We start from the raw sequence: 23,368 nt of genomic DNA, 5'->3' as shown, positions 1-23,368 counted from the left end.
CCCGCCGAACGTATCCTATGGCCTCCAACTCTCGAAGCAAACGCAGCGCCGTGCTCCTATTGACATCGAGTTCTCGGGAAATTTCAGCGGAGCTTTTTGGCTCCACGAGGGATTCCAGAACGGCGAACGCTCTTCCCAAATGACTCAGATTTTCTGTGCCCATAATTTTCCCAAACTCTCAGTTCCGGCCAGATCTTTAATTACAGCTTCGGATTTGACCAATCAATCCTCAACGCTGCGACCCCAGACCGGACACCCCGACCCGTTGACGCAAAGTCATTAAGTTGCTATATATGCAACTGTTGCAATACACGCAACACAAATCTTTGCGGACCTCCGCGAAGGTTGGATCAGGGAGGAAAGTCATGAAGAAAGTAAGGTGGAAAGCCTGTGCAATCATGCCCGCCGTTGCGATGTGCGGCATGGCCGGGATCGCGTCCGCGGCGGAGTTGCGGATTCAGACCCATTACGCGTCCGAGTCCCCCGCCGGTAAGCTGGTCGCGCAGTTCGTCGATGACGTCGAAACGATGTCGGGTGGCGAGTTGGCCATTCAGATGCACTATTCCAGCGAGGTGGTCGCGGCGTCTCAGACCTTTGGCGCCACGACGCAAGGTATCCTCGACTGCGATATGACGGGCCCCACGAACAACGCCGGGAAAAATTCGGCGTTTCAGTTCGTCGGCGACATCATGGGCGGCTATGAAACGCCGTATCAGATGCTGTCGTGGCTCGACCACGGCAGCGGGCGCGAACTGACGCAGAAACTCTATGACGAGTATGACATGCAGTTCGTCGGCTGGTGGCTGCAAGGGCACGAATCCCTTGTGTCCGTCGCTTCGCTCGCCGGGGTTGATGACCTCGATGCATGGAAATTCCGGTCGCCCCCCGGACTTGAAAGCAGCATCTTCGCCTCCTTCGGCGCGCGTCCTGTCGTGATGGATTTTGGCGAGGTTCCGACCGCGCTGGAAACTGGGGTGATCGACGGCGCCGATGCCTCGACGCTGAGCACCAATGTGTCGCTGGGTCTGTTTGACCGGGCCAAATACGCGACGTTCCCCGGCTTTCACGCCATGCCGACTGAGCACCTCGCCTGCCGTAAGGACGCGTGGAACGAACTGCCCGAGGCAATGCAGCGCATGATGGAGGTGGCCCTGAAGAAGCTCGCCCTCGATCTCGCCGTCACTGCCGAGGTGCTGGACAGTCAGGCGCTCGTCGAACTGACCGATGCCGGCGTCACCATTCAGGACTGGAGCGCGGAGGACCGACAGAAGTTCCGCGAAGCTGCCCGGTCCAGCTGGATGGACTATGCGGCAGGCAATGACCTCGCCATCGAGATCGTCGAAGCGCATTCCGACTACATGCGCAAACTCGGCATCCTCGAGTGAACCTACGGCTCAGCCGCGCCTAGAGGCGTGGCTGAGCCGCGTCGGACCCACAGCGCCGCTGTGACCAAATGGGGGGCTCTTACATGCAAATCGGCAAATTTCTTTCGTGGGTGGTCGGGTCCAGAACGACCCCGATGACGTCGCGCCTGCTGGGCATTGCGTCGCGGATCACCATGCTTTTGCTGCCCGTTATCGCGGCTGCGATGATCTACGAAGTGATCAAGCGCTATGTGTTTGCGGGCCCGACGATCTGGGTCAACGAATTTTCGGTTTGGCTCGCCGCGATCATCTACCTTGTCGCCGGGCTCTACGCGACCCAACAGCGCGCGCATATCAGTATCACGACCGTGGTGGACTACCTGCCTGTGAAGGCCCGCATGATTTGCGAGCTTTTCTCGCTGATCGTGCTCACCGCCTATGTGGTGGCGATAGTCGCGGGCGGGCTCGATGGTGCCTTGGAGGCCCTGTTGAACTGGGAGAGCCTCGGCACCGCCTTCAATCCCCCCGTCCCAGCTACGATCAAGCCGCTGATCCTCATCGTCTCGGTGTTGGTGCTTTTGCAAAGCGTGCTGAACTTCGTCGAGACCTATCACCGCCGCCCTGCCGCGAGCGAGGACCGTTAAATGTCATCCGAAATCATCGTTCTCGCGTTCGCGCTGCTCGTGGTGCTGCTGATCGCCGGTGTGCCGTTAGGCTTTTCCACCGGCGCAATTGGTGCCGCGCTTTTGTGGATCAACTTTGGCCCTGCCGGATTGTCGCTGATCGCCCAGCGCATCTACGATCTTGCCGTAACCTTTTCGCTTCTTGCCGTGCCGCTGTTTATCTTCATGTCGATGCTGCTGGAGCGAAGCGCCATCGCGCAGCGCATGTATGATGCCCTCAATCTGCTTTTGTGCCGGATCAGGGGGGGCGTCGCGGTCACCACCGCGGGCATGGCCGTCATCATGGCCGCAATGTCCGGCATCATCGGGGGCGAAATTGTGCTGCTGGGCTTGGTTGCGCTGCCTCAGATGCTGCGCCTCGGCTATGACAAGCATCTGACGATCGGGACGATCTGCGCCTGCGGCTCGCTTGGGACGATGATACCGCCTTCGGTCGTGCTTATCATGTATGGGCTGATCACGCAGACATCGATCAATGACATGTTCGTCGCCGCCGTTGTTCCCGGATTGCTCCTCGGGGCTGTCTTTATCGGCTACATCATTATCCGGGTTAACCTGAACCCCGCACTCGCACCGGTGGTCGAGCGCCCGCCTGCGACACCGCAAGAACGGGGCGGGCACCCGTTGATCGAAATGACGCTGACCTTGGCCCCGTTTGCCATTGGTGGGGCGGCAGGGGTCATTGGCGCTCAGGCCGGCGCGGAGGGGGCCACTTCTGTCAGCATCGGCATTGGAACCTGCGCGGCGCTCCAACTGATCGCAATCTTGATCACCCAGAAACGTCAGGATCTGATCATCGCGCATGGTCTGGTGCCACCGCTGCTCATCGTCACGGTTGTGATGGGCTCGATCTACGGCGGCATTACCGGGATCACCGAAGCCGCGGCCATGGGGGTCGGCGTCACCCTGCTGATCATCGCGATCCGCGGGGAATTTCAGTTCGATCTTTTTGCAGGTGCCATGGAGGGCACTTTCCGATCCACCGGTGCGATCATGTGGGTCGTGTTCGGTGCGACGGTGCTGGCGGGCGCGTTCAGTCTCTCCGGTGGCAATCGCTACATTGCGTCCCTTCTCGCAGATATGAACCTGTCACCATCGAGCACGATCCTCATCATGCTGCTGATCTTCTTCATTCTGGGGATGTTCATGGACTGGATCGGGATCATCCTGCTCACGATGCCGATTTTCATGCCGATCGTGCGCAGCTACGGCTTCGATCCGGTCTGGTTCGGCGTGTTGTTCAGCATGAGCATGCAGGTCGCCTTCCTGTCGCCGCCATTCGGCTCCGCCGCGTTCTTCCTTAAAAGCGTCGCCCCGCCAGAGATCGATCTGCCGACGATCTACCGATCCTTTGGCCCGTTCATCCTGTTGCAGATTGCGGTCCTGATGCTGGTATTTTTCGTGCCTGACATCGCGCTCTTCCTTGTGCGCTGACCTGTCAACGCCCCTCCCCACAAAACCGTCTCGCGGGAAAACAACGCCCGCCAGCCCCGAAAGGAAATGTCATGAAGTTTGTAAGATTCGGCGACCGCGGCCATGAGAAACCCGGCCTGATTGATGACGATGGGAACTGCCGCGACCTGTCCGGTGTGATCGACGACCTTGCAGGGGACGTGCTGACGCGGCTGCGTGACCTTCCCATCACGATGGACGATCTGCCCATTGTCGAGGGTCACCCCCGGCTCGGCGCCTGTGTCGGGGCGGTGGGAAAATTCATCTGCATCGGGCTGAACTATTCCGACCACGCAGCAGAAGCAGGGGCGACTGTTCCGCCGGAACCCATCATCTTCATGAAGGCCAGCAGCGCCGTCTGCGGGCCGAACGATCCGATCATTATCCCTCGCGGTTCGGAAAAGACCGATTGGGAGGTCGAACTGGGCATCGTGATCGGGAAGCCGGCCAAGTATGTTTCCGAACAGGATGCGCTGAACCATGTTGCCGGATATTGCGTCATCAACGACGTGTACGAGCGCGACTTTCAAACGGCCCGCTCCGGTCAATGGACGAAAGGCAAATCCTGCGACAACTTCGGCCAGACGGGCCCTTGGCTTGTGACGCCCGACGAGGTCGACGACCCTCAGAACCTCCCTATGTGGCTGACAGTGAACGGAGAGCGCATGCAAAACGGGTCCTCGGCCACAATGATCTACGGGATCGCGCATTTGATTTCCTATCTGAGCAACTTCTTTACCCTGCACCCCGGAGACATCATTTCTACTGGCACACCTCCGGGCGTTGGGCTGGGGCAGAAACCACCCCGTTTCCTGCAGCCCGGCGATGTCGTCGAGTTGGGCATCGAGGGCTTGGGCACCCAGCGTCAGGACGTGATCGCCGACTAGGATCGCGCCGGATGCTCACATCAGTCAGGCGCAATGCTGGCTATCGCGGCAACCGCGCCGCGCGAGCCAGCATCTGACCACAGCTCAGCGGCGCGCCTCGCCCGAGCCCGCCCCACGCGCCCCTCCCCGTGATCCTGGGATCGCCCTTCCCCCGCCGGAACCTTTGCGTGCGTGCACCACCTGCCGCCGATCGGTGTTCTGACGGGGGTTTTCCGGTTTGCCCGCCGCCGCCTATCGGATAGGGTCGCACGGACGAGGGAACAGGCGCGATCAACGCGCCGGGGCGGGTCCGGGCGGGGCCTGTGCCGCAGCATCGGGGAGCAGTCCGAACGTGCCGAGATTTGACAGATACGTCCTGTCGCAGCTCATGGTGCTGTTTGGATTCTTCGCACTGGTGCTGGTGTCGGTCTACTGGGTCAACCGGGCGGTGTCGCTGTTTGACGAATTGATCGCGGATGGCCAATCCGCCGGCGTGTTTCTGGAATTCACCGCGCTTTCTCTGCCCAATGTGATCCGGCTGGTGCTACCCATCGCGGCCTTCATCGCTGCGGTCTATGTCACCAATCGGCTGACCTCGGAAAGCGAACTGGTCGTGGTGCAGTCGTCGGGCTTCTCGCCGTTTCGGCTGGCGCGCCCGGTGGCGATGTTCGGGCTGCTGGTGGCGTTGCTGATGGCGGTTCTGGTGCATGTGCTGGTCCCCATCAGCCGCACCCAGCTGGCCGACCGCGAAGGCGAGATCGCCAATGACATCACCGCGCGGTTTCTGACCGAGGGGCAGTTCCTGCACCCCGCCGATGGCATCACCTTCTATATTCGGGAGATCAGCGCGCAGGGCGAATTGCTGGATGTGTTCCTGTCGGACGCCCGCACCGCCGGACAACGCACGACCTATATGGCCAAGCGCGCGCTGCTGTTGCGCCGCGATGACGGGCCCAAGCTCATCATGTTCGATGGCAGCGCCCAGACCTTTACCGAAGCGACGCAGCGCCTGTTCGTCACCCGGTTCAGCGATTCCGCCTATGACATCGGCGATCTGATCACCGGCAATGGCCGCTCGCGCCGGGATGTGCGGGAATACAGCACCCCGATGCTGTTCAGTCCGACGCAGGCCGCCTTGGACGCCACCCGCCGCGACGCGTCGATCTTCCACTACGAGGGCCACCTGCGCATGGTGCAGCCGTTGCAGGCGCTGGTGACCGCGCTGATCGGGTTTTCCGCGCTGATGCTGGGCCAGTTCAGCCGCTTTGGCGTCTGGCGGCAGATCGTGCTGGCGGTGGTGTTGCTGATCGTCGTTCAGATGCTGGAAACGGCGGCGGCGGGTGTGGCGCGCAATGATCCCGCCGCGTGGCCGCTGGTCTACCTGCCTACCGTGATGGGCGGGGGGATGTCCGTGGTGATGCTATGGCTCGCCGGGCGACCCGCCCTGTTCCGACGCAGGCGCAAATCCCCTGCCGGAGGCCAGCCCGCATGAAGCTGCACCTCTATTTCGCGCGCAAGTTCTTCTACGCTTTCGGCACCGTCTTTGCGGTGTTTCTGGGGCTGCTGACGCTGCTGGATCTGGTCGAACAGTTCCGCCGCTTCGAAGGCGACGCGCTTGGCTTTGCCACCGCGCTGGAACTGGCGCTGCTGGCGATGCCGGAGACGCTCTATTCCATTTTGCCGCTGGTGGTGATCCTTGCCACGCTGACGCTGTTTCTGGGGCTTGCGCGGACGTCCGAGATGGTCGTGACCCGCGCCGCCGGGCGTTCCGCGATCCGCGCGCTGGTCGCGCCGGGGATCGGGGCGCTGCTGCTGGGCGCGCTGGCGGTAACGGTGTTCAACCCGATCGTCGCGGCGACCAAGGTGCAATACGATCTGCGGTCCGAACAGCTCGACAGCGGCGGTCGCCGGGTGCTGTCGGTCTCCGAGGAGGGGCTGTGGCTGCGGCAGGGCAATCCCGACGGGCAAACCGTGATCCGGGCGGAGCGGGCCAATCCCGACGGCACCGTGTTCTATGACGTCACCTTCATCGGCATCGATCCGACCGGCACGCCCGTCAGCCGGATCGAGGCGGAGCGCGCGGAATTGGCGACCGGCGAATGGCAGATGCGCTCGGCCAAGGTCTGGGATCTCGTCGGCAGCACCAATCCCGAGCGGGACGCGCAGGTGCTTGACACCTACAGCCTTGCCTCCACCCTGACCCGCGACCAGATCCGCGACAGCTTTGGCGATCCGTCAGCGATCCCGATCTGGGAATTGCCCGCCTTCATCGCGTCGCTGGACCGGGCCGGGTTTTCCGCGCGGCTGCACCGGGTCTGGTTGCAGATGCAGTTGGCGACGCCGGTCTTTCTGCTGGCCATGCTGCTGATCGGCGCGGCCTTTACCATGCGCCACACCCGGTTCGGTCGCACCGGGGTGATGGTGCTGTCGGCGCTGCTGCTGGGGCTTGGCGTCTTTTTCATCCGCAACTTCGCGCAGATTCTCGGCGAAAACGGTCAGATCCCGGTGGCGCTGGCGGCATGGTCGCCGCCCGTGGCCGCGATCCTGCTTTCGCTTGGTCTGCTGTTTCATCTGGAGGACGGGTGATGCGTGCCCTTCTAAGCCCGGCCCATGCCGCCCTGCTTGCCGCCACCACGCTGGGCGCGGGGCTGATCCTGCCCGTCACCGCCCCCGCGCAGATGCTGGTGCCCGCCGAAGGCCGCGCGGCGGAAAACGACACCGCCATGCTGATCGCCGACCGGGTCGAGATCGCGGGCGACAACCGCCTGATCGCGTCCGGCGCGGTGGAGGTGCTGGTCGATGGCATCCGCCTGAAGGCCCAGACCATCACCTATGATGCCAGCGCCGACCAACTGACGATCGACGGCCCGATCTATATGGTGACCGATGACGGCACCATCCTTGTCGCGTCGCAGGCGGAACTGTCCGATGATCTGCAAAACGGCATCCTACGCTCCGCTCGGATGGTGCTGGCCCAGCAATTGCAACTGGCCGCGACCGAAATCAACCGCGTCGGCGGGCGCTACACCCAGCTATATAAGGCCGTGGCCTCGTCCTGCACCGTCTGCGCATCGAACCCGGTGCCGCTGTGGCAGATCCGCGCCGAACGCATCATTCATGACGAAGACGCGCAGCAGCTTTATTTCCACAACGCGCGGTTCGAAATCGCCGGTGTGCCGGTGTTCTATCTGCCGCGCCTGCGCCTGCCCGACCCTTCGCTGGAGCGCGCGACCGGCCTGCTGACGCCTGAATTCCGCTCGACCGACCAGTTGGGTTTCGGGATCAAGCTGCCCTATTTTATCACGCTGGGCGATCACCGCGACCTGACCGTGACGCCCTATCTGTCGTCGAATTTCACCCGCACCGTGGAACTGCGCTACCGGCAGGCGTTCCGCAATGGCGATATCGAATTGAACGGGGCGATCACGCAGGACGATATTCTGGACGATGAGACCCGCGCCTATCTCTTTGCAGAAGGCGCGTTCGACCTGCCCCGCGACTTTGAGCTGACCTTCGATATCGAAACGGTGACGGATAACGGCTACCTGCTCGATTACGATTACTCGTCGAAAGACCGGCTCGACAGCGCCATCGAATTGCAGCGGGTCAAGCGCGACGAACTGATCACTGCGGAGTTCGTGAATTACTATTCCCTGCGCTCGACCGAAAACAATCGCACCCAGCCAACGCTGGTTTTTGACAGCACATGGGAACGCCGGTTCCACGACACGCCCTTGGGCGGGGTCGTCACCGCCTCGCTCGAAGGTCACGGGCATTACCGCTCGTCTGAGGTCGATGACGAAGGCCGTGACATTGGCCGCATCGCCGCCACCTTCGATTGGCAACGCGACTGGGTCACCCCCAATGGCCTGCTGATCGAGGCCGAAACCGCGCTGGTGCTGGATCATACCGGCATTTCGCAGGACGACGATTTCGACAGCACTGTCACCCGCGCCATTCCCGCCGCGGCGGTGGAATTGCGCTGGCCGCTGCTGAAATCCACCTCCGGCGGTGCCAGCCACCTGCTGGAGCCGGTGGTGCAACTGGTCTATTCCCCCGATACCGACGACGTGCCCAATGACGAAAGCACGGAGCCGGAACTGGACGAGGGCAACCTGTTCTCGCTGTCGCGCTTCCCCGGTGGAGATCAGTATGAAAGCGGCCTGCGCGCCAATGTCGGGCTGGGCTGGACCCGGCACGATCCCGCGGGCTGGTCGATGGGCGTCACCGTGGGCCGCATCCTGCGGGCCGAGGATCTGGGCGAATTCGATGGCTACGAGCCGCTGGAAGGCCAAAGCTCCGATTGGCTTGCCGCGATGGAACTGGACCTGCCGGGCAATGTCGGCCTGACCAACCGCGCGCTGTTCGATGACGGGTTCGGCTTCTCCAAGAACGAACTGCGGCTGGATTACGCCAATGACGCGCTGCAACTGGGCACCAGCTACATCTGGATGGCCGAAAGCGAGGCCGAGGGCATTGATGAGGACGTGTCCGAATTGACCGTGGACAGCACATGGGCGCTGTCGCGCAGTTGGCAGTCCGAGGTCGACATCCGCTATGATTTCGAAACCGACCGCGCCGCCAAGGCCGCGCTTGGGCTGACCTATGCCGGGGATTGCGTGTCGGTCGATCTTTCCCTCTCGCGTCGGTTCACCTCCTCGACTAGTGTGGAGCCGACGACGAGTTTCGATCTGTCCGTGCAGCTGGCCGGTTTCGGCAGCGGCAATAGCGGCAACGCGGCCCGGCGGCGCAATTGCGCGGGCTGAGCATGGCCACCCCCGGACAGGCCGAGATCCGAACACGCCCGGCGCCTTCGCGCACAGGCGTCACCGAAGCACAGAGCAGACGGACCCACATGACGATGACCCGCAGACTGACCGCCGCCCTGACCCCTCTGGCGCGTGCCGCCCTGCTTGGCGCCACGCTGATCGCGGCCCCGCTGGCCGCGACCACCGCCGCCACGCTTTTGGCGACTGGCAGCGCGCAGGCGCAAAGCAACCCCTTCGCCCCTGTGATCTTGATCAACAACCGGGCCATCACCGCCTATGAGATCGACCAGCGCCGCCGGATGCTGGAGGTGTTCCGCACCCCCGGCAATCTGGAAGAACAGGCGCGCGAGGCCCTGATCGATGACCGCCTGCGGCTGATCGCCGGGGAACAGATGGGCGTCACGGTGACCGAGCAGGACATCACCGCCGGGATGGAAGAATTCGCCGGGCGTGCGCAGCTCTCGACGCAGGAATTCGTCGCCGGTCTCGCAGGCGCGGGCGTGGCCGAAGAAAGCTTCCGCGATTTCGTCGCCGCCGGTCTGGTCTGGCGTCAGGTTGTCCGCCAGCGCTTCGGCGCTCAGGCACAGGTCACCGAAAGCGAAATCGACAGCGCCCTGTCGCCCAGCTCTCAGCGCGCCAGCGCCGAGGTGTTCTTCTCCGAAATCATCCTGCCCGCCAACACCCCGCAGGCGCAGGCCGAAGCACAGCGCATCGCCGCCATCGTGCAGAACAACCCCGGCAATTTCGCCAATTACGCGCGCCAGTATTCCGCCTCCCGCACCCGCGACAGCGGTGGCCGCGTGGCGCAGGGCGTGCCGCTGGGCAACCTGCCTCCGGCCCTGTCGCAGCAGCTTCTGCAACTGCGCCCCGGTCAGGTGACCGCGCCCGTGCCGTTGCCCAATGCGCTGGCGCTGTTTCAGCTTAACTCGATCCGCGAAACCGGCCGCGCCGATACCGGCAACGCGCAAGTCACCTATATGCAATACCTCATCCCCGGTGGCCGCACGGCGGAAACGCTGGCGCGCGCGCGCCAGATCTCGGATCGGCTCGACACCTGCGATGACCTCTATGCCGTGAACAAGGGCCAAGACCCCGCGCGGCTGGTGGTGTCGGAGCCGGTGACGGCGAACCAACTGCCCGCCGATGTGGCGCTGGAACTGGCGAAGCTAGACGAGAACGAAACCTCCACCACCCTGACCCGCGGCAATGCGCTGGTGCTGACGATGCTGTGCTCGCGCACCGCGCCGCGCGCCGCCGATGCCGAACCGGTGGATCGGGAGGCTCTGGGCAACCGGCTGGTCAACCAGCGCGTCGCGCAACTGTCGGATGGGTATCTGGCCGAACTGCGCGCCAACGCGATCATCCGCACCCCGTGACCGGGCGATGAGCGACCGTTCTCCGTCTCAGACCGCCCCGCTGCCGCCGCTGGCCATGACCTGCGGCGAGCCTGCGGGCGTGGGCCCTGAAATTGCCGCATCCGCCTGGGCACGTCTGGGCGGGCGCCTGCCGTTCTTCTGGATCGGTGACCCGGCGCATCTGCCCGCGGGCACCCCGGTGCGCGAAATCGCCCGCCCCGAGGACGCGCTGCGCGTTGCCGGATCGGGCCTGCCGGTGCTGCCCCATGCCTTTCCCGGCCCGGCCGTTCCCGGCGTGCCGCAACCCGCCCATGCCGCCGAGGTCATCGCCGTCATCGCCCAAGCGGTGGAACTGACCCAGAGCGGCGCGGCCTCCGGTGTGGTGACCTGCCCGATCAACAAGAAAGCGCTGAAGGATGGCGCGGGCTTTGCCTATCCCGGCCATACCGAATACCTCGCCGCGCTTGGCGGGGTGGACCGGGTGGTGATGATGCTGGCCTGCGACGCGCTAAAGGTGGTGCCCGTCACCATCCATATCCCCATCTCCGACGTGCCCGGCGCGCTGACCCGCGATCTGCTGTCTGACACGATCCGCATCACCCATGCCGCGCTGCGCCGGGATTTCGGCTTTGACAATCCGCGGCTTGCCGTGACCGGGCTGAACCCCCATGCGGGCGAAGGCGGCGCGATGGGCCACGAGGATGCCGCCCTGATCGCGCCGGTGCTGACCGCCCTGCGCGCCGAAGGTCTGGCGCTGACCGGCCCGCATCCCGCCGACACCATGTTCCACGCAGGCGCACGCAGCCGCTATGACGCCGCCATCGCCATGTATCACGATCAAGCCCTGATCCCGATCAAGACGCTGGATTTCGCGGGTGGGGTGAATGTGACGCTGGGCCTGCCTTTCGTGCGCACCTCGCCCGATCATGGCACCGCGTTCGATATTGCGGGCACCGGCGTGGCGGATGACACATCGCTGATCGAGGCGCTGAAACTGGCCGACCGCATGGCCCGCGCTCGCGCCACCGCGCGCTAGACCCCGCAACAGGGTCGGGATATGCGGGGACGGACAGCGCCCTGTTTCGGCCCCCCTCTCGCCCTTGCGCCGCGCCCCTCCCTGCGTCGGGTCCGCACCCACGATCCGGCGCGATGCGGCGGTCACCTGAAAGGAATCCCATGGCGGCAATCGACGGTCTGCCCCCGCTGCGCGAGGTGATCGCGACGCATGAGCTGGCGGCAAAGAAATCGCTGGGCCAGAACTTCCTCCTCGATCTCAACTTGACCGCCCGCATCGCGCGCGTGCCGGGCGATTTGAGCGGTGCCGATGTGCTGGAGGTCGGCCCCGGCCCCGGCGGCCTGACCCGTGGTCTACTGGCCGAGGGCGCACGCCGGGTTCTGGCCATTGAAAAGGACGCCCGCTGCCTGCCCGCGCTTGCCGAAATCGGCGCTGCCTATCCGGGCCGTCTGCATGTGCTCGAAGGCGACGCGCTGGAGATCGACCCGCTGGCGCATCTGACCGGCCCCATCCATGTGGTGGCCAACCTGCCCTATAATGTCGGCACCGAACTGCTGATCCGCTGGCTGACCCCCGCCGCGTGGCCGCCCTACTGGTCCAGCCTGACGCTGATGTTTCAGCGCGAAGTGGCCGAACGGATCGTGGCGCAGCCGGGCGACAAGCATTACGGCCGTCTCGCCGTGCTGGCCCAGTGGAAATGCGAGGTCCGCATCGCACTGACCCTCCCGCCAGAGGCATTTTCCCCCCCGCCCAAGGTCCGCTCTGCCGTGGTCCACCTGCGCCCCCGCCCCGAGCCGCTCTATCCCGCCGATCCCGACATCCTCAGCCGCGTCGTCGCCGCCGGGTTCAACCAGCGCCGCAAGATGCTGCGCGCGTCGCTGAAAGGGATCGCCCCAAATATCGAAGCCCTGCTGGAAGAAGCCGGCATCGCCCCCACCGACCGCGCCGAACGCATCGACATCGCCCGCTTCGCCGCCCTCGCCCGACTGGTCGCCGCCCAACGGGCGGGGTGAGATCCGAACACCGCGTTCTCCAAACGAAAAAAGGCGCGTCCCGAGGGGCGCGCCTTTGTCATTCTGGGGTGTGGGTCGGATCAGCCGGTCGCTTCGGACGGGTTGTCCGAGGCCGGGGCCGCTTCGGGGGCGGGGGCCGATTTCGCGCGGGAAGCGCGCGGTTTGGGCTCTGCCGCGCCGTCTTCGGATTTGGGCGCATCGGCCTTCTTGGCGCGCGGTTTGCGCGGGGCGCGGGGCTTGCGCGCCGGTTTTTCCGGCTTGGCTTCGGCGTCCGCGGCGGGGGCGTCGGCGGGCTCCGCCTGATCCTGCGCGGGCGCTGCCGCGCTGCTTTCCGGGGTCTCGACCAGACCGCTATCGGCGCCGGTATCCTCGGCAAAGTCGATCACGTCATCGGTGCGGGGTTTGCGCCGGCTGCGGCTGTCACCGCCCGAGGTGTCGCGCTCAGCGCCCTGCGCATCGCCCTGATCGGCGGCGCGGTCGTTCTGGCGGTCATTCTGGCGATCATTGTGCCGGTCATTTTGACGGTCGTTGCGGCGGTCATCCTGACGCTCAGCACCGCGATCATTGCGGTCGTTCTGGCGATCATTGCCGCGATCGTTCTGGCGGTCATTGCCGCGATCGTTGCCACGGTCGTTTTGCCGATCATTCTGCCGATCGTTCTGGCCCGAGCCACCGTTTTGCTGGTCGTGCTGCTCGCGGCGGGCATCCTGCTCGCGCTGCGCTTCGCCCAGCATCCGGGTATAATGTTCGGCATGCTGCTGGAAGTTCTCCGCCGCCACGCGATCATTGCTCAGCTGGGCATCGCGGGCCAACTGGGTGTATTTCTCGATGATCTGTTGCGGCGTGCCGCGCACCTTGCCTTCCGGCCCGGAACTGTCAAAGACCCGGTTGGTGATATTGCCCATGGAGCGCGAGCGGTTCGACTTCGAACGCGAACGTGACTTGGATGATCTCATGTTGGTTTCTGGTCCGCCTTGTTGCGGTTTTGCCTGACCCGTGCGCGCCACCGGCGCGGTGCCTTTCAGATCGGACTTTGTTCTGGCTTTGGGCGGGGGGACATGACCTGTCCTGCATCCCGCCTGAAGCCGACTAATCACGCGGAGCCCTGCATGACAAGGGAAAATATGGGGTTTGCGGCAAAACTGATGCCATTTCGCCCCTCAATCGGGTCGAAACGCGGTTTTCTGCGCATCTGGGTCGGTAGGCTTGCAGCCCGTCACGACCCGGTCCCTGCCATCAAGATCGGGGATCACCCGCGCGCGGTCAAGCCCGGCTGCGCAAAATAATGCCCGAACCGCCGCCCCCTGCGTGGGGCCGATTTCCACCATGAGCCATCCGCCGGGGGTCAGGTAGGCGGGCGCGCGGGCGGTGATCGCGCGATAGGCCGCAAGCCCGTCGCCCCCATCGGTCAAGGCGCCGTGAGGCTCCCAGTCGCGCACATCGGGGTCCAGCCCGGCCATTTCGTCCTGCGCGATATAGGGCGGGTTCGACACGATCAGATCGAAGCTGCCCGCCACCGCATCCAGCCAGTCGGACACCCGGATTTCGGCCCGCGCCGCCAGTCCCAGCGCCGCCGCGTTGTCCCGCGCCACGGCGCAGGCAGGCTCCGACAGATCGACGCCCACGCCGGTGGCTTCGCCCCGCTCCGCCAGCAGGCTGAGCAAGATCGCGCCCGATCCGGTGCCAAGGTCCAGCACCCGGCCAAACGGCACGTCCAGCGCGGCGGCGACCAGCGTTTCGGTGTCCGGGCGCGGGTCGAGCACATCGCGCGTCACCCGAAACCGCCGCCCGTAGAAGTCCCGCCCGCCCACGATCTGCGCCACCGGCTGCCGGGCGCTTCGCGCAGCCACCGCCGCCTCAAACCGGGTCGCAGCCTGCGCGGGAAGCGGATCGGGCCCCAGCAGCGTCAGCCGCCCCATGTCCACGTCCAGCGCATGCGCCATCAGGTGACGTGCATCCCGCGCGGGATCGGGGATACCCACCTCGCGCAGCACACGGGTCGCCGCGACCAGCGCGGCATTGACGGTCTGCGCCGGAGACATGCTCACGCGCCCATATCCGCCAGCTTGCGGGCCTGATCGTCGGCGATCAGCGCATCGGTGATGTCATCCAGATCGCCCTGCATCACCTGATCGAGCTTATAAAGCGTCAGGTTGATGCGGTGGTCCGTCATCCGGCCCTGGGGGAAATTATAGGTGCGGATGCGCTCGGACCGGTCGCCGGATCCGACCTGCGCCCGACGGTCAGCGGCGCGGGCATCGGCGGCACGGCTGCGCTCCATGTCATAGAGCCGGGCGCGCAGCACCTGCAGGGCGATCTCGCGGTTGCGGTGCTGGGACTTTTCCGACGACGTGACCACGATCCCGGTCGGCACATGGGTGATGCGCACGGCGCTGTCGGTGGTGTTCACATGCTGCCCGCCGGCACCGCTGGCGCGCATGGTGTCGATGCGCAGATCGCCGGGATCAATCGCCACGTCGACCTCTTCGGCCTCGGGCAGCACGGCCACCGTCGCGGCAGACGTGTGGATGCGCCCGCCGCTTTCGGTGGCGGGAACCCGCTGCACCCGGTGCACGCCGCTTTCGAACTTCATGCGTGCGAACACGCCCTCGCCGCCGATGCGGGCCGTGGCTTCCTTGATGCCGCCAAGTTCGGTTTCCGCGTAATCGACCGGCTCGAAGCTCCAGCCATGCGCCTCCGCGTGGCGCTGATACATCCGCCACAGATCGGCGGCGAACAGCGCGGCCTCCTCCCCGCCGGTGCCGGGGCGGATCTCGATCATCGCGGGGCGGGCATCGGCGCTGTCGCGCGGCAGCAGCGCCAGTTGCACGGCGTGTTCCAGATCCGGAAGCTGCGCGCGCAGGCCCGGCAATTCGGCCTCGGCCAGTTCCGCCATCTCGGGATCGCGGGCCAGCGCCTCGGCCTCGGCCAATTCGGTGCGGCAGCGCCGCCACGCCGCAATTGCGCCGACCACCGGCTTCAACTCCGCGTATTCACGGGCGAGCGCCACGATCTCGGCGCCATCCGTGGCGCCACCGGCCATCTTCGCTTCGAGAAACTCGAACCGGGCGATGATCTCTTGCAATCTGTCCTCGGGAACCATGCGCGACGCAGTGGCTTAATCAGCGCGCCCGGTCAAGATGCGACGCGGGACGGGCACGGCCCTACAGCGCCATCGCCGCGTCCAGCCGCGCAAGCCAGCGGGTGACGCGCGTGCGGTTCACGCCCATGTCCTCGCGGCCAAAGCGCAGCCGGGACAGGATCTCCAGCCGGGTGCCGCCACCGGGGGCGGGCTGGGCATCGGCGGTGATGTAATCCGGGAACCCCCACAGCCGGGTGCGCTGCACCCATGTGATCCGCCCCTCTCCCGGCGCGCCCGCCACCCGTTCGGTGCGCGGCTCCGACAGGGCGATGGCGTCAAGCTCGGCCAGCACCTCGCCCGGATCGCGCCCGGCAAAGATGCGCGGCGGCAGATCGCCGCCCGGCGCCATGACGAAGCGTCCCTTGCCGGGCCGGGCCGCAGACGGGTCCGTGTGCCACAAATCGGGGTCCGATGGCGCCAGCCGCACCCACAGGGCAAACCCCGCGACAGCCAGAAGCACCACAATGAGAAGGGTCAGAAGAAGCCGTATCATGGCCCGCAGATAGCATCCCCGCGGAAGGGAGCAAGCATGCCGCAGGCCAGCGCCCCTGAAATCACTTGCGAGATGACAAGAATCGCGTATTTTCCGCGCTCCCTCGATACGACCGCTTGAATGGTCGGCGAAGGGGGCGTAAGAGGCGCCGAAGATTTATCGCACACCCTGGGGCCAAGCCCCTCAGAGACAGAGGTTGAGACATGGCTGTCCCTCAGAATAAAGTCACCCGTTCGCGCCGCAACATGCGTCGTTCGCACGACGCCCTGGTCGCGGACAATCCCGCAGAATGCCCGAACTGCGGCGAGCTGAAGCGTCCGCACCATGTGTGTGGTGCTTGCGGCCACTACGCCGACCGTGAGGTCGTCGCTCAGGCTGACGAGGTCGATCTCGACGAAGACGCCGCCTGATCTTCGGGCAGGTTGATTCAGAATGACGGACGGCTCCGGGGATCGGTCGGCCGCGCCATCGCGCGCCGCCGGAACTGACCCAAAAGGCAGTGATCTATCCAGCACGGACCCCAACGGGTCCGCGTCTGACGCGTCGCGTGGCGACGATCTCCCCCTCGCCCTGCGTGGCAAGATCGTCATCTCCATCGACGCGATGGGCGGGGATAAAGGTCCGGCGCCGGTCATTCAGGGCATGGCGAAATCCGCTGCGAAGAACCCCGATATCGGGTTCATCGTGCATGGACCGCGTGCTGAACTCGAACCTCTCATCGCCCGGCGCAAACTGGGCGACCGATGCGTCATCCGCGATGCCGAAGGCGTCGTGACGATGGACGCGAAGCCCAGCCATGTGATGCGTCACGGCAAGGGCACGTCGATGTGGTCGGCCATCGAATCGGTCCGCGACAAGCAGGCCACCGTCGCGGTCAGTTGCGGCAACACCGGCGCGCTTATGGCCGTGTCGATGGTGCGGCTGCGGCGCCTTCCCGGTGTCGCCCGCCCCGCCATCGCCTGCCTGTGGCCCTCGCGCAATCCGCAGGGCTTCAACGTGATGCTCGATGTCGGCGCCGATGTGCGCGCCGATGCCGAGGATCTTTTGCAATTCGCGATGATGGGCACCAGCTACGCCCGCAACGGCCTCGACATCCGGCGCCCGCGCGTCGGCCTGCTCAATGTCGGCACCGAAGAGCATAAAGGCCGGGCGGAGCTGAAAGAAGCGCATGAGCTGATTTCCCGCGCCGCCGCCAGTTCCGATTTCGAATATGTGGGCTTCGTCGAAGGCGGGGACATCCCCTCCGACCGGGTCGATGTGATCGTCACCGACGGGTTCACCGGCAATGTCGCGCTGAAAACCGGCGAAGGCACGGCCAAGCTGATCTCGGAACTGCTCCGCGCCGCGTTCAAGCACAGCCCGCTCAGCCGCATGGCCGCGCTTCTCGCGCTGACCTCGCTCAGCCGGTTCTCCAAGCGGATCGACCCGCGCCGCGTCAATGGCGGAATCTTCCTTGGCCTGAACGGAACGGTGGTGAAATCCCACGGCTCCGCCGATGCCACCGGGGTCTCCGCCGCGATCAAGCTTGCCTTCCGGCTGGGTCAGATGGGCTTTGCCGACAGGCTGGCCGCGCGGGTTGCATCCGCGACAGCCGCGGGGCAGGATGCGCTCCACACCGCCGAAGAGAGCGATAAAAGCCAATGACAATACGCGCCACGGTTCGGGGCGTCGGGCATTACCTGCCCGACCGGGTGGTCCCCAATTCCGAATTCGAGGCGACGCTCGATACCTCCGACGAGTGGATCCGCTCGCGCACCGGGATCGAACGCCGCCACTTTGCTGCGGAAGGCCAGACCACCTCCGACCTCGCCACCAACGCCGCGCGTGCCGCGCTGGAAGATGCCGGGCTGGAACCCGGTGATCTGGATGCGCTGATCGTGGCGACCTCCACCGCCGATCTGACCTTCCCCTCCGTCGCCACGATGGTGCAGGCCAAACTTGGCATGAGCTCCGGCTTTGCATTCGATGTGCAGGCCGTCTGCGCGGGCTTCGTCTATGCGCTGTCCAATGCACATGCGATGATCGTATCCGGTCAGGCCCGCCGTGTGATGGTCATCGGTGCCGAAACATTCTCCCGCCTGCTCGACATGGCCGACCGCAGCACCTGCGTTCTGTTCGGCGATGGCGCAGGCGCGCTTCTGCTCGAAGCGACCGACGCCGAAGGCACGCCGCAGGATCGCGGCATCCTCGCCACGGATCTCAACTCCGACGGCAGCTATCGCGATGTGCTCTATGTCGATGGCGGCACCTCCACCGGCACCACCGGCTTCCTGCGTATGCAGGGCCGCGAAGTGTTCCGCCACGCGGTCGAGAAGCTCGCGACCACGGCTCATACCGCCCTCGATAAGGCCGGGCTCACCGCCGAAGACGTTGCTTGGATCGTGCCGCATCAGGCCAACCTGCGGATCATCAAGGCCACCGCGCAGCGCATGGGCCTTGGCATGGACAAGGTGATCGTGACCGTTCAGGATCACGGCAACACCTCAGCGGCATCGATTCCCCTCGCCCTCTCCGTGGGCAAGGCCGAGGGTCGCATAAAACCCGGCGATTTGGTCGTGACCGAGGCAATCGGTGGCGGTCTGGCGTGGGGATCGGTGGTTTTGCGCTGGTAACAGCGGAAAAGACGGGTCTGGCGCGGTTCTCCAAGCCGTTGATATTGACTCGGAATTTCAAAGACACCTAACCTGCCCGCAATATTGACAGGGGGACGGGAATGACTGGCAAGACATTGACGCGCATGGATCTCAGCGAAGCGGTGTTCCGCGAGGTGGGACTGAGCCGCAACGAATCCGCTCAGCTGGTCGAATCCGTGCTGGGCTACATGTCCGATGCGCTGGTCGAGGGCGAGAGCGTCAAGATCTCCTCCTTCGGGACATTTTCGGTCCGCGACAAGGCCGCTCGCGTTGGCCGCAACCCCAAGACGGGCGAAGAGGTGCCGATCCATCCCCGGCGTGTCCTGACCTTCCGCCCCTCGCATCTGATGAAGGACCGGGTCGCCGCTGGCAACAAATCCTGACGACCCGGATGATACCCTATGCCCAAAGCCCCTGACGCCTTCCGGACGATCAGCGAAGTCGCCGACTGGCTCGAGGTTCAGACCCATGTGCTGCGGTTCTGGGAGACGAAGTTTCCGCAGGTCAAACCGCTGAAACGAGCCGGTGGCCGCCGTTATTACCGTCCTGCCGACATGCTGCTCCTTGGCGGTATCAAACGGCTGTTGCATGACGATGGCATGACCATCAAGGGCGTGCAGAAGATGCTGCGCGAACGGGGCGTGCGCGAAGTGGCGGATCTGTCCCGCCCGCTGCGCACCGATGAGGAGGGCTATCTCACCGTCGCCCCCGCCGCCAACGCCCCCCGCGCGCCCCGTCCCCGCACCGTGCCGCCCCTTGCGATGCCCGACGCGATGCCTGATGCGGTCTCGGAGGCAGGCCAGCCCACCGCCCTGCCCCAGGTCGCGCAGGCCGCCGCGTCCCAGCCCGCCGCATCCCAGCCCGCCGCATCGCAGCCTGCAGCCCACGCACAGGCCGCGCAAACACCGGCAACACAGACAACCGCACCACAGGATTACGGCCAGAGCGGCGTGGCCGAGGCGGAGCCCATCAGCCCCGTCATGGCGCAGGCAGACACAGCCCCAGCGGATGCACCGGCGCAAACGGACACGCCCTCGCCTAACGACCCCGCCGCAGACCCCGCGCCCGAGGCCCCCTTCATTGATCTCGGCGCGCCGGATGCGGACACACGGCTCGCCGAACCCCCCGCCCCCAACCCCGAGGTGCGCGCCATGGACGATCCCGAACGCGACCCGCCTGCGGACAGCCTGTCCATCGCCGACAGCCCGTCCACGGCCCCGGCGCCCGACACAGACGACACAGACGACACAGACGACACGCCTGCGCAGCCCCCCGTCGGCGTCGCCACCGAAGGTCTTGCAGAGCCGCGCCACAATCCGCTGCGCGATCCCGCCGAGCCGGGTTCGGAAATCCGCGCCCCGCGCCCCTTCCGCCCCGGCGGCTACGGCATCGCCGATGGCGCGATTCAGGCCCCGCCCACAGCACAGCAGGGCAGCGGCGCTGAGGCCAGCGCCCCGTCCGACACAGGCCCGGTCATCAGCCGTCAACTGGCCCACAGCCTGCCCGGCGACGCCACCCGCGCCCGCCTGCGCCCGATCCACGACGCGCTCGTGGCGCTGCGTGAAAGAATGACGAAAAACCCGTGAGATCGCCCTTGCCACGGCCACGGAAATCGGTAGAACACCCCAACGTCGGGCTATGGCGCAGCCTGGTAGCGCGTCCGTCTGGGGGACGGAAGGTCGCAGGTTCGAGTCCTGCTAGCCCGACCAACAAAACCGCCCGCGTGCCCATCGGGGACGCGGGCGTTTTGCTGTCTGGCGTCCCGCTTGGGTCCGCGTGGCACCGCGCCAGTTCGGCATCGTTCGCCGTGGCGCAGCCCACCGACGCATAGGCAAGGGAGGCCGCCGCAATGATCGACACCCACACCCTCCGGGGCGTTCTGCCCAGCCAGACCATCGCCGCGATGATCGACGACGGTGCGATCGGCGCCGACCCCGCGATCACCGCCGCGCAGATCCAGCCCGCCAGCCTCGATCTGCGGCTTGGCACCCATGCATGGCGGGTCCGCGCCTCATTCCTTGCCGGAAAGGGCCACCGCGTCGAAGACCGCCTTGACGAATTCACCATGCACCGCATCGACCTGACGGAACAGGGCGCGGTGCTGGAGAAGGGCTGCGTCTACCTCGTGCCGCTGATGGAACACCTCGCCCTGCCCCCCGGCGTGCAGGCCGTCGCCAATGCCAAAAGCTCCACCGGCAGGCTGGATCTGTTGACCCGCCTCATCACCGATGGCGGGGTGGAATTTGACCGCATCGCACCGGGCTATAACGGCCCGCTCTACGCCGAAATCTGCCCCCGCAGCTTCTCGGTCCTTGTGCGGCCCGGTATGCGCCTGAACCAGATCCGGTTCCGGCAGGGGGACGCGGTGCTGGGCGACGACGCGCTGCGCGCGCTTCATGCGCAAACGCCGCTGGTCTCGGGCACCGCGATGATCTCCCAAGGTCTCGGCTTCTCTGTCGATCTACGCCCGTCCGAAGGCGATCTCGTCGGCTGGCGGGCCAAGCCGCATACCCCGGTCATCGATCTCGACCGTATCGGCGCCTACGACCCGGCGGAGTTCTGGGAGCGTGTGACTTCCCGCAACGGGCGCATCATTCTGGACCCCGGCGCGTTCTACATCCTCGTCAGCCGCGAGGCCGTCACCATCCCGCCGGACCACGCCGCCGAAATGGCGCCCTATCTGGCGATGGTCGGGGAATTTCGTGTGCATTACGCAGGCTTCTTCGATCCCGGCTTTGGCTGTGACGTGGCCGGCGGCGCAGGCTCCCGCGGGGTACTGGAGGTTCGCTGCCACGAGGCTCCCTTTGTGCTGGAACACGGGCAGGTCGTCGGGCGGCTGGTCTATGAGCGCATGACCACCCCCCCGGATCAGCTTTACGGCGCGGGCATCGCCTCGAATTACCAGGGCCAGGGGCTCAAACTGTCGAAACATTTCCGCGCGGTCTAGGCACCTTTCACACGACCGTCCCAAAGGGAGAGGCACGCCTTGGCGGCACCCGCCTGACAGCACTCACTCCTCGCCGTCGTCATCCCCAGCGTCGAACATCGCGCCCTGCCCCTCGTCCTCGTCCAGCGCTTCGGGCGCGCCAAAACCCGGACGCGGGCGATTGTCCAGAAGCCCGGCCTCGCGCAACTCCTTCAACCCCGGCAGATCGCGCGCGCTCTCCAGCCCGAAATGATCGAGAAAACCCTGCGTGACCACATAGGTCACCGGACGGCCCGGCGTCATCCGGCGGCGGCCGAAGCGGATCCATTCAAGTTCCAGCAACTGATCCACCGTGCCCCGGCTGACCGACACGCCGCGAATCTCTTCGATCTCGGCACGGGTCACCGGCTGGTGGTAGGCGACGATGGCCAGCGTTTCGATTGCCGCGCGCGACAGCTTGCGGGTCTCGACGGTTTCGCGCTGCATCAGATGCGCCAGATCAGGCGCCGTGCGCAGCGCCCATGCCTCGCCCACCCGGACCAACCGCACGCCGCGCCCCTCATAGCGCCGCGACAGCAGCTCCAGCGCCAGCTTGGCCTCCGCGCCGTGCGGCATACGGGCCTGAAGTTCGGCAATCGTCACCGGCTCGGCCGTGGCGAACAGGATCGCTTCCACCATCCGCTCCTGCTCGGCCAGCGGCGGGGCCTCGAACAGCCCGGCGGGCCGGGCGGCGGCCTCGGCGGCAGCCATCTCCACGGGATCGTTGCTGTTGGCGGGATGCGGCGTGCGGGGGTTAGTCATCATCGGCCTCGTCAGTCCTCTCGTCGCGGCCGGGCGCACTGCGCGCATCCAACCGCTCGTCTTCGTCCTCGTCCCGCGCGGCGCGGATCTCGATCGGGGCAAAGGTCTCGCCCTGCCGGATGGTGATCCGCCCGGCCTTCACCAATTCCAGCGAGGCGGCAAAGGTCGATGCCGTGGCCGACCGCCGCTTTGCCGGATCGTCGTCCCAGCCTTCGGGCAGATACCGGGTCAGGTCGGTCCAATCGCCGGTGAACCCGATCATCCCCCGCAGCCGCTCCAGCGCCTGCTCCATCGTGAATAGCTTCTCGCGGTCCATCACGAAGGGGCGAAAATCATCCTTGGTCCGCACGCGGGCATAGGCGCGCATCAGGTCCATCAGATTGGCGCTGTAGCGCACGACCCGCACCCGCTCGATGCTTTCGGGAATGCCCCGGACGAAGAATTCCCGGCCCTTCTGATCCCGCGCCATCAATTCGGCGGCGCGTTCACGCATCGCCTGCAACCGTTCCAGCTGAAATGCCAGATGCGCGGCCAGTTCCTCGCCCGAAGGCCCCTCATCGCGCGGATCGGGCGGCAGCAACAGCCGCGATTTCAAAAATGCCAGCCACGCCGCCATCACCAGATAATCCGCAGCCAGTTCGATGCGCAGCGCCTTCGCCCGCTCGACGAAGCTCAGATATTGCCGCGCCAGTTGCAGGATCGAAATCCGCCGCAAATCCACCTTCTGCGTCCGCCCCAGCGTCAGCAACAGGTCGAGCGGCCCCTCGAAGCCCTCCACATCAATGATCAGCGCCTCGGCGGCCAGACGTTCGGCCACCTCACCGGGATGAAGCGGCACCGGCTCGTTATCAGCCAT

General features: G+C 65.6%; 22 protein-coding genes, 1 tRNA gene and 1 pseudogene. 17 read left to right on the top strand and 7 right to left on the bottom strand.

Annotated elements, in window-relative coordinates; all coding sequences use genetic code 11:
• Positions 1 to 7: 7 nt before the first annotated feature.
• Positions 8 to 163 (bottom strand): annotated as a pseudogene (locus CBW24_RS18790) (helix-turn-helix domain-containing protein); the annotation flags it as partial.
• Between the two features lie 202 nt (positions 164 to 365).
• Here CBW24_RS18790 and dctP point away from each other — a divergent pair.
• From dctP to rsmA, 10 genes are all read left to right on the top strand, one after another.
• Entirely contained in the window at positions 366 to 1,385 is a 1,020-nt protein-coding gene (dctP, locus tag CBW24_RS06465) for a TRAP transporter substrate-binding protein DctP (RefSeq protein WP_157773092.1), read from the top strand.
• 134 nt (positions 1,386 to 1,519) lie between these two features.
• Positions 1,520 to 2,008 carry a TRAP transporter small permease subunit gene (locus tag CBW24_RS06460; protein ID WP_157773090.1) on the top strand — a complete coding sequence of 163 codons (489 nt, stop codon included), beginning with the start codon at positions 1,520 to 1,522 and terminating at the stop codon, positions 2,006 to 2,008.
• Entirely contained in the window at positions 2,009 to 3,481 is a 1,473-nt protein-coding gene (locus CBW24_RS06455) for a TRAP transporter large permease (protein WP_097373049.1), read from the top strand.
• Positions 3,482 to 3,552: 71 nt separating this feature from the next.
• Positions 3,553 to 4,386, top strand: coding sequence for a fumarylacetoacetate hydrolase family protein (locus CBW24_RS06450; RefSeq protein WP_097373048.1), 834 nt, complete (start codon positions 3,553 to 3,555; stop codon positions 4,384 to 4,386).
• Between the two features lie 331 nt (positions 4,387 to 4,717).
• Positions 4,718 to 5,857, top strand: a complete 1,140-nt coding sequence (gene lptF / locus CBW24_RS06445) for an LPS export ABC transporter permease LptF (RefSeq protein ID WP_097373047.1) — start codon at positions 4,718 to 4,720, stop codon at positions 5,855 to 5,857.
• Entirely contained in the window at positions 5,854 to 6,951 is a 1,098-nt protein-coding gene (gene lptG, locus CBW24_RS06440; protein WP_088661976.1) for an LPS export ABC transporter permease LptG, read from the top strand. Before lptF ends, lptG begins: the two co-directional genes overlap by 4 nt.
• Complete coding sequence (locus tag CBW24_RS06435) at positions 6,951 to 9,131, top strand: LPS-assembly protein LptD (RefSeq protein WP_097373046.1); 2,181 nt, start codon at positions 6,951 to 6,953, stop codon at positions 9,129 to 9,131. The genes lptG and CBW24_RS06435 overlap by 1 nt, the downstream gene beginning before the upstream one ends.
• Before the next feature lie 95 nt (positions 9,132 to 9,226).
• The gene (locus CBW24_RS06430; RefSeq protein ID WP_088662262.1) at positions 9,227 to 10,510 is read left to right on the top strand and encodes a peptidylprolyl isomerase; all 1,284 of its coding nucleotides are present in this window, start codon (positions 9,227 to 9,229) and stop codon (positions 10,508 to 10,510) included.
• A 7-nt stretch (positions 10,511 to 10,517) separates the two neighbouring features.
• Complete coding sequence (gene pdxA / locus CBW24_RS06425; RefSeq protein WP_097373045.1) at positions 10,518 to 11,525, top strand: 4-hydroxythreonine-4-phosphate dehydrogenase PdxA; 1,008 nt, start codon at positions 10,518 to 10,520, stop codon at positions 11,523 to 11,525.
• A 140-nt stretch (positions 11,526 to 11,665) separates the two neighbouring features.
• Positions 11,666 to 12,517, top strand: a complete 852-nt coding sequence (gene rsmA / locus CBW24_RS06420) for a 16S rRNA (adenine(1518)-N(6)/adenine(1519)-N(6))-dimethyltransferase RsmA (protein ID WP_097373044.1) — start codon at positions 11,666 to 11,668, stop codon at positions 12,515 to 12,517.
• A gap of 80 nt (positions 12,518 to 12,597) precedes the next feature.
• On the opposite strand, the gene CBW24_RS06415 is transcribed toward rsmA, so the two are convergent.
• The 4 genes from CBW24_RS06415 to CBW24_RS06400 all read right to left on the bottom strand — a co-directional run bounded on the left by CBW24_RS06415 (position 12,598) and on the right by CBW24_RS06400 (position 16,152).
• Positions 12,598 to 13,473, bottom strand: a complete 876-nt coding sequence (locus tag CBW24_RS06415) for a DUF4167 domain-containing protein (protein ID WP_097373043.1) — start codon at positions 13,471 to 13,473, stop codon at positions 12,598 to 12,600.
• A gap of 204 nt (positions 13,474 to 13,677) precedes the next feature.
• Positions 13,678 to 14,559 carry a peptide chain release factor N(5)-glutamine methyltransferase gene (gene prmC / locus CBW24_RS06410; protein ID WP_097373042.1) on the bottom strand — a complete coding sequence of 294 codons (882 nt, stop codon included), beginning with the start codon at positions 14,557 to 14,559 and terminating at the stop codon, positions 13,678 to 13,680.
• Between the two features lie 2 nt (positions 14,560 to 14,561).
• Complete coding sequence (prfA, locus tag CBW24_RS06405) at positions 14,562 to 15,620, bottom strand: peptide chain release factor 1 (RefSeq protein ID WP_097373041.1); 1,059 nt, start codon at positions 15,618 to 15,620, stop codon at positions 14,562 to 14,564.
• Positions 15,621 to 15,681: 61 nt separating this feature from the next.
• Positions 15,682 to 16,152 (bottom strand): DUF1499 domain-containing protein, encoded by a 471-nt coding sequence (locus tag CBW24_RS06400; protein ID WP_097373040.1) that lies wholly within the window; start codon positions 16,150 to 16,152, stop codon positions 15,682 to 15,684.
• Positions 16,153 to 16,355: 203 nt separating this feature from the next.
• Here CBW24_RS06400 and rpmF point away from each other — a divergent pair, with 203 nt between their 5' ends.
• The 7 genes from rpmF to CBW24_RS06365 all read left to right on the top strand — a co-directional run bounded on the left by rpmF (position 16,356) and on the right by CBW24_RS06365 (position 21,732).
• Positions 16,356 to 16,562, top strand: coding sequence for a 50S ribosomal protein L32 (gene rpmF, locus CBW24_RS06395; protein WP_088661985.1), 207 nt, complete (start codon positions 16,356 to 16,358; stop codon positions 16,560 to 16,562).
• Between the two features lie 22 nt (positions 16,563 to 16,584).
• Positions 16,585 to 17,796, top strand: coding sequence for a phosphate acyltransferase PlsX (gene plsX / locus CBW24_RS06390; RefSeq protein ID WP_097373039.1), 1,212 nt, complete (start codon positions 16,585 to 16,587; stop codon positions 17,794 to 17,796).
• Positions 17,793 to 18,764 carry a beta-ketoacyl-ACP synthase III gene (locus tag CBW24_RS06385; protein ID WP_097373038.1) on the top strand — a complete coding sequence of 324 codons (972 nt, stop codon included), beginning with the start codon at positions 17,793 to 17,795 and terminating at the stop codon, positions 18,762 to 18,764. Before plsX ends, CBW24_RS06385 begins: the two co-directional genes overlap by 4 nt.
• 101 nt (positions 18,765 to 18,865) lie before the next feature.
• Positions 18,866 to 19,168 (top strand): integration host factor subunit alpha, encoded by a 303-nt coding sequence (gene ihfA / locus CBW24_RS06380; RefSeq protein WP_088661988.1) that lies wholly within the window; start codon positions 18,866 to 18,868, stop codon positions 19,166 to 19,168.
• 18 nt (positions 19,169 to 19,186) lie between these two features.
• Positions 19,187 to 20,371: a MerR family transcriptional regulator gene (locus tag CBW24_RS18590; RefSeq protein WP_232530237.1), complete on the top strand. Its 1,185-nt coding sequence runs from the start codon at positions 19,187 to 19,189 to the stop codon at positions 20,369 to 20,371.
• 46 nt (positions 20,372 to 20,417) lie between these two features.
• A tRNA-Pro gene (locus CBW24_RS06370) sits at positions 20,418 to 20,494 on the top strand.
• A gap of 140 nt (positions 20,495 to 20,634) precedes the next feature.
• Entirely contained in the window at positions 20,635 to 21,732 is a 1,098-nt protein-coding gene (locus CBW24_RS06365) for a 2'-deoxycytidine 5'-triphosphate deaminase (protein WP_097373037.1), read from the top strand.
• A gap of 63 nt (positions 21,733 to 21,795) precedes the next feature.
• Here the strand turns inward: CBW24_RS06365 and scpB are convergent, their stop codons facing one another.
• A complete protein-coding gene (gene scpB / locus CBW24_RS06360) occupies positions 21,796 to 22,461 on the bottom strand; it encodes an SMC-Scp complex subunit ScpB (protein ID WP_097374149.1) in 666 nt (221 codons plus the stop codon).
• Between the two features lie 43 nt (positions 22,462 to 22,504).
• The gene (locus CBW24_RS06355; RefSeq protein WP_088661990.1) at positions 22,505 to 23,368 is read right to left on the bottom strand and encodes a segregation and condensation protein A; all 864 of its coding nucleotides are present in this window, start codon (positions 23,366 to 23,368) and stop codon (positions 22,505 to 22,507) included.

The sequence above is a fragment of the Pacificitalea manganoxidans genome (genome assembly GCF_002504165.1).
Classification (GTDB): Bacteria; Pseudomonadota; Alphaproteobacteria; order Rhodobacterales; family Rhodobacteraceae; genus Pacificitalea; species Pacificitalea manganoxidans.
This window is presented reverse-complemented; position numbering and strand designations above follow the sequence as displayed.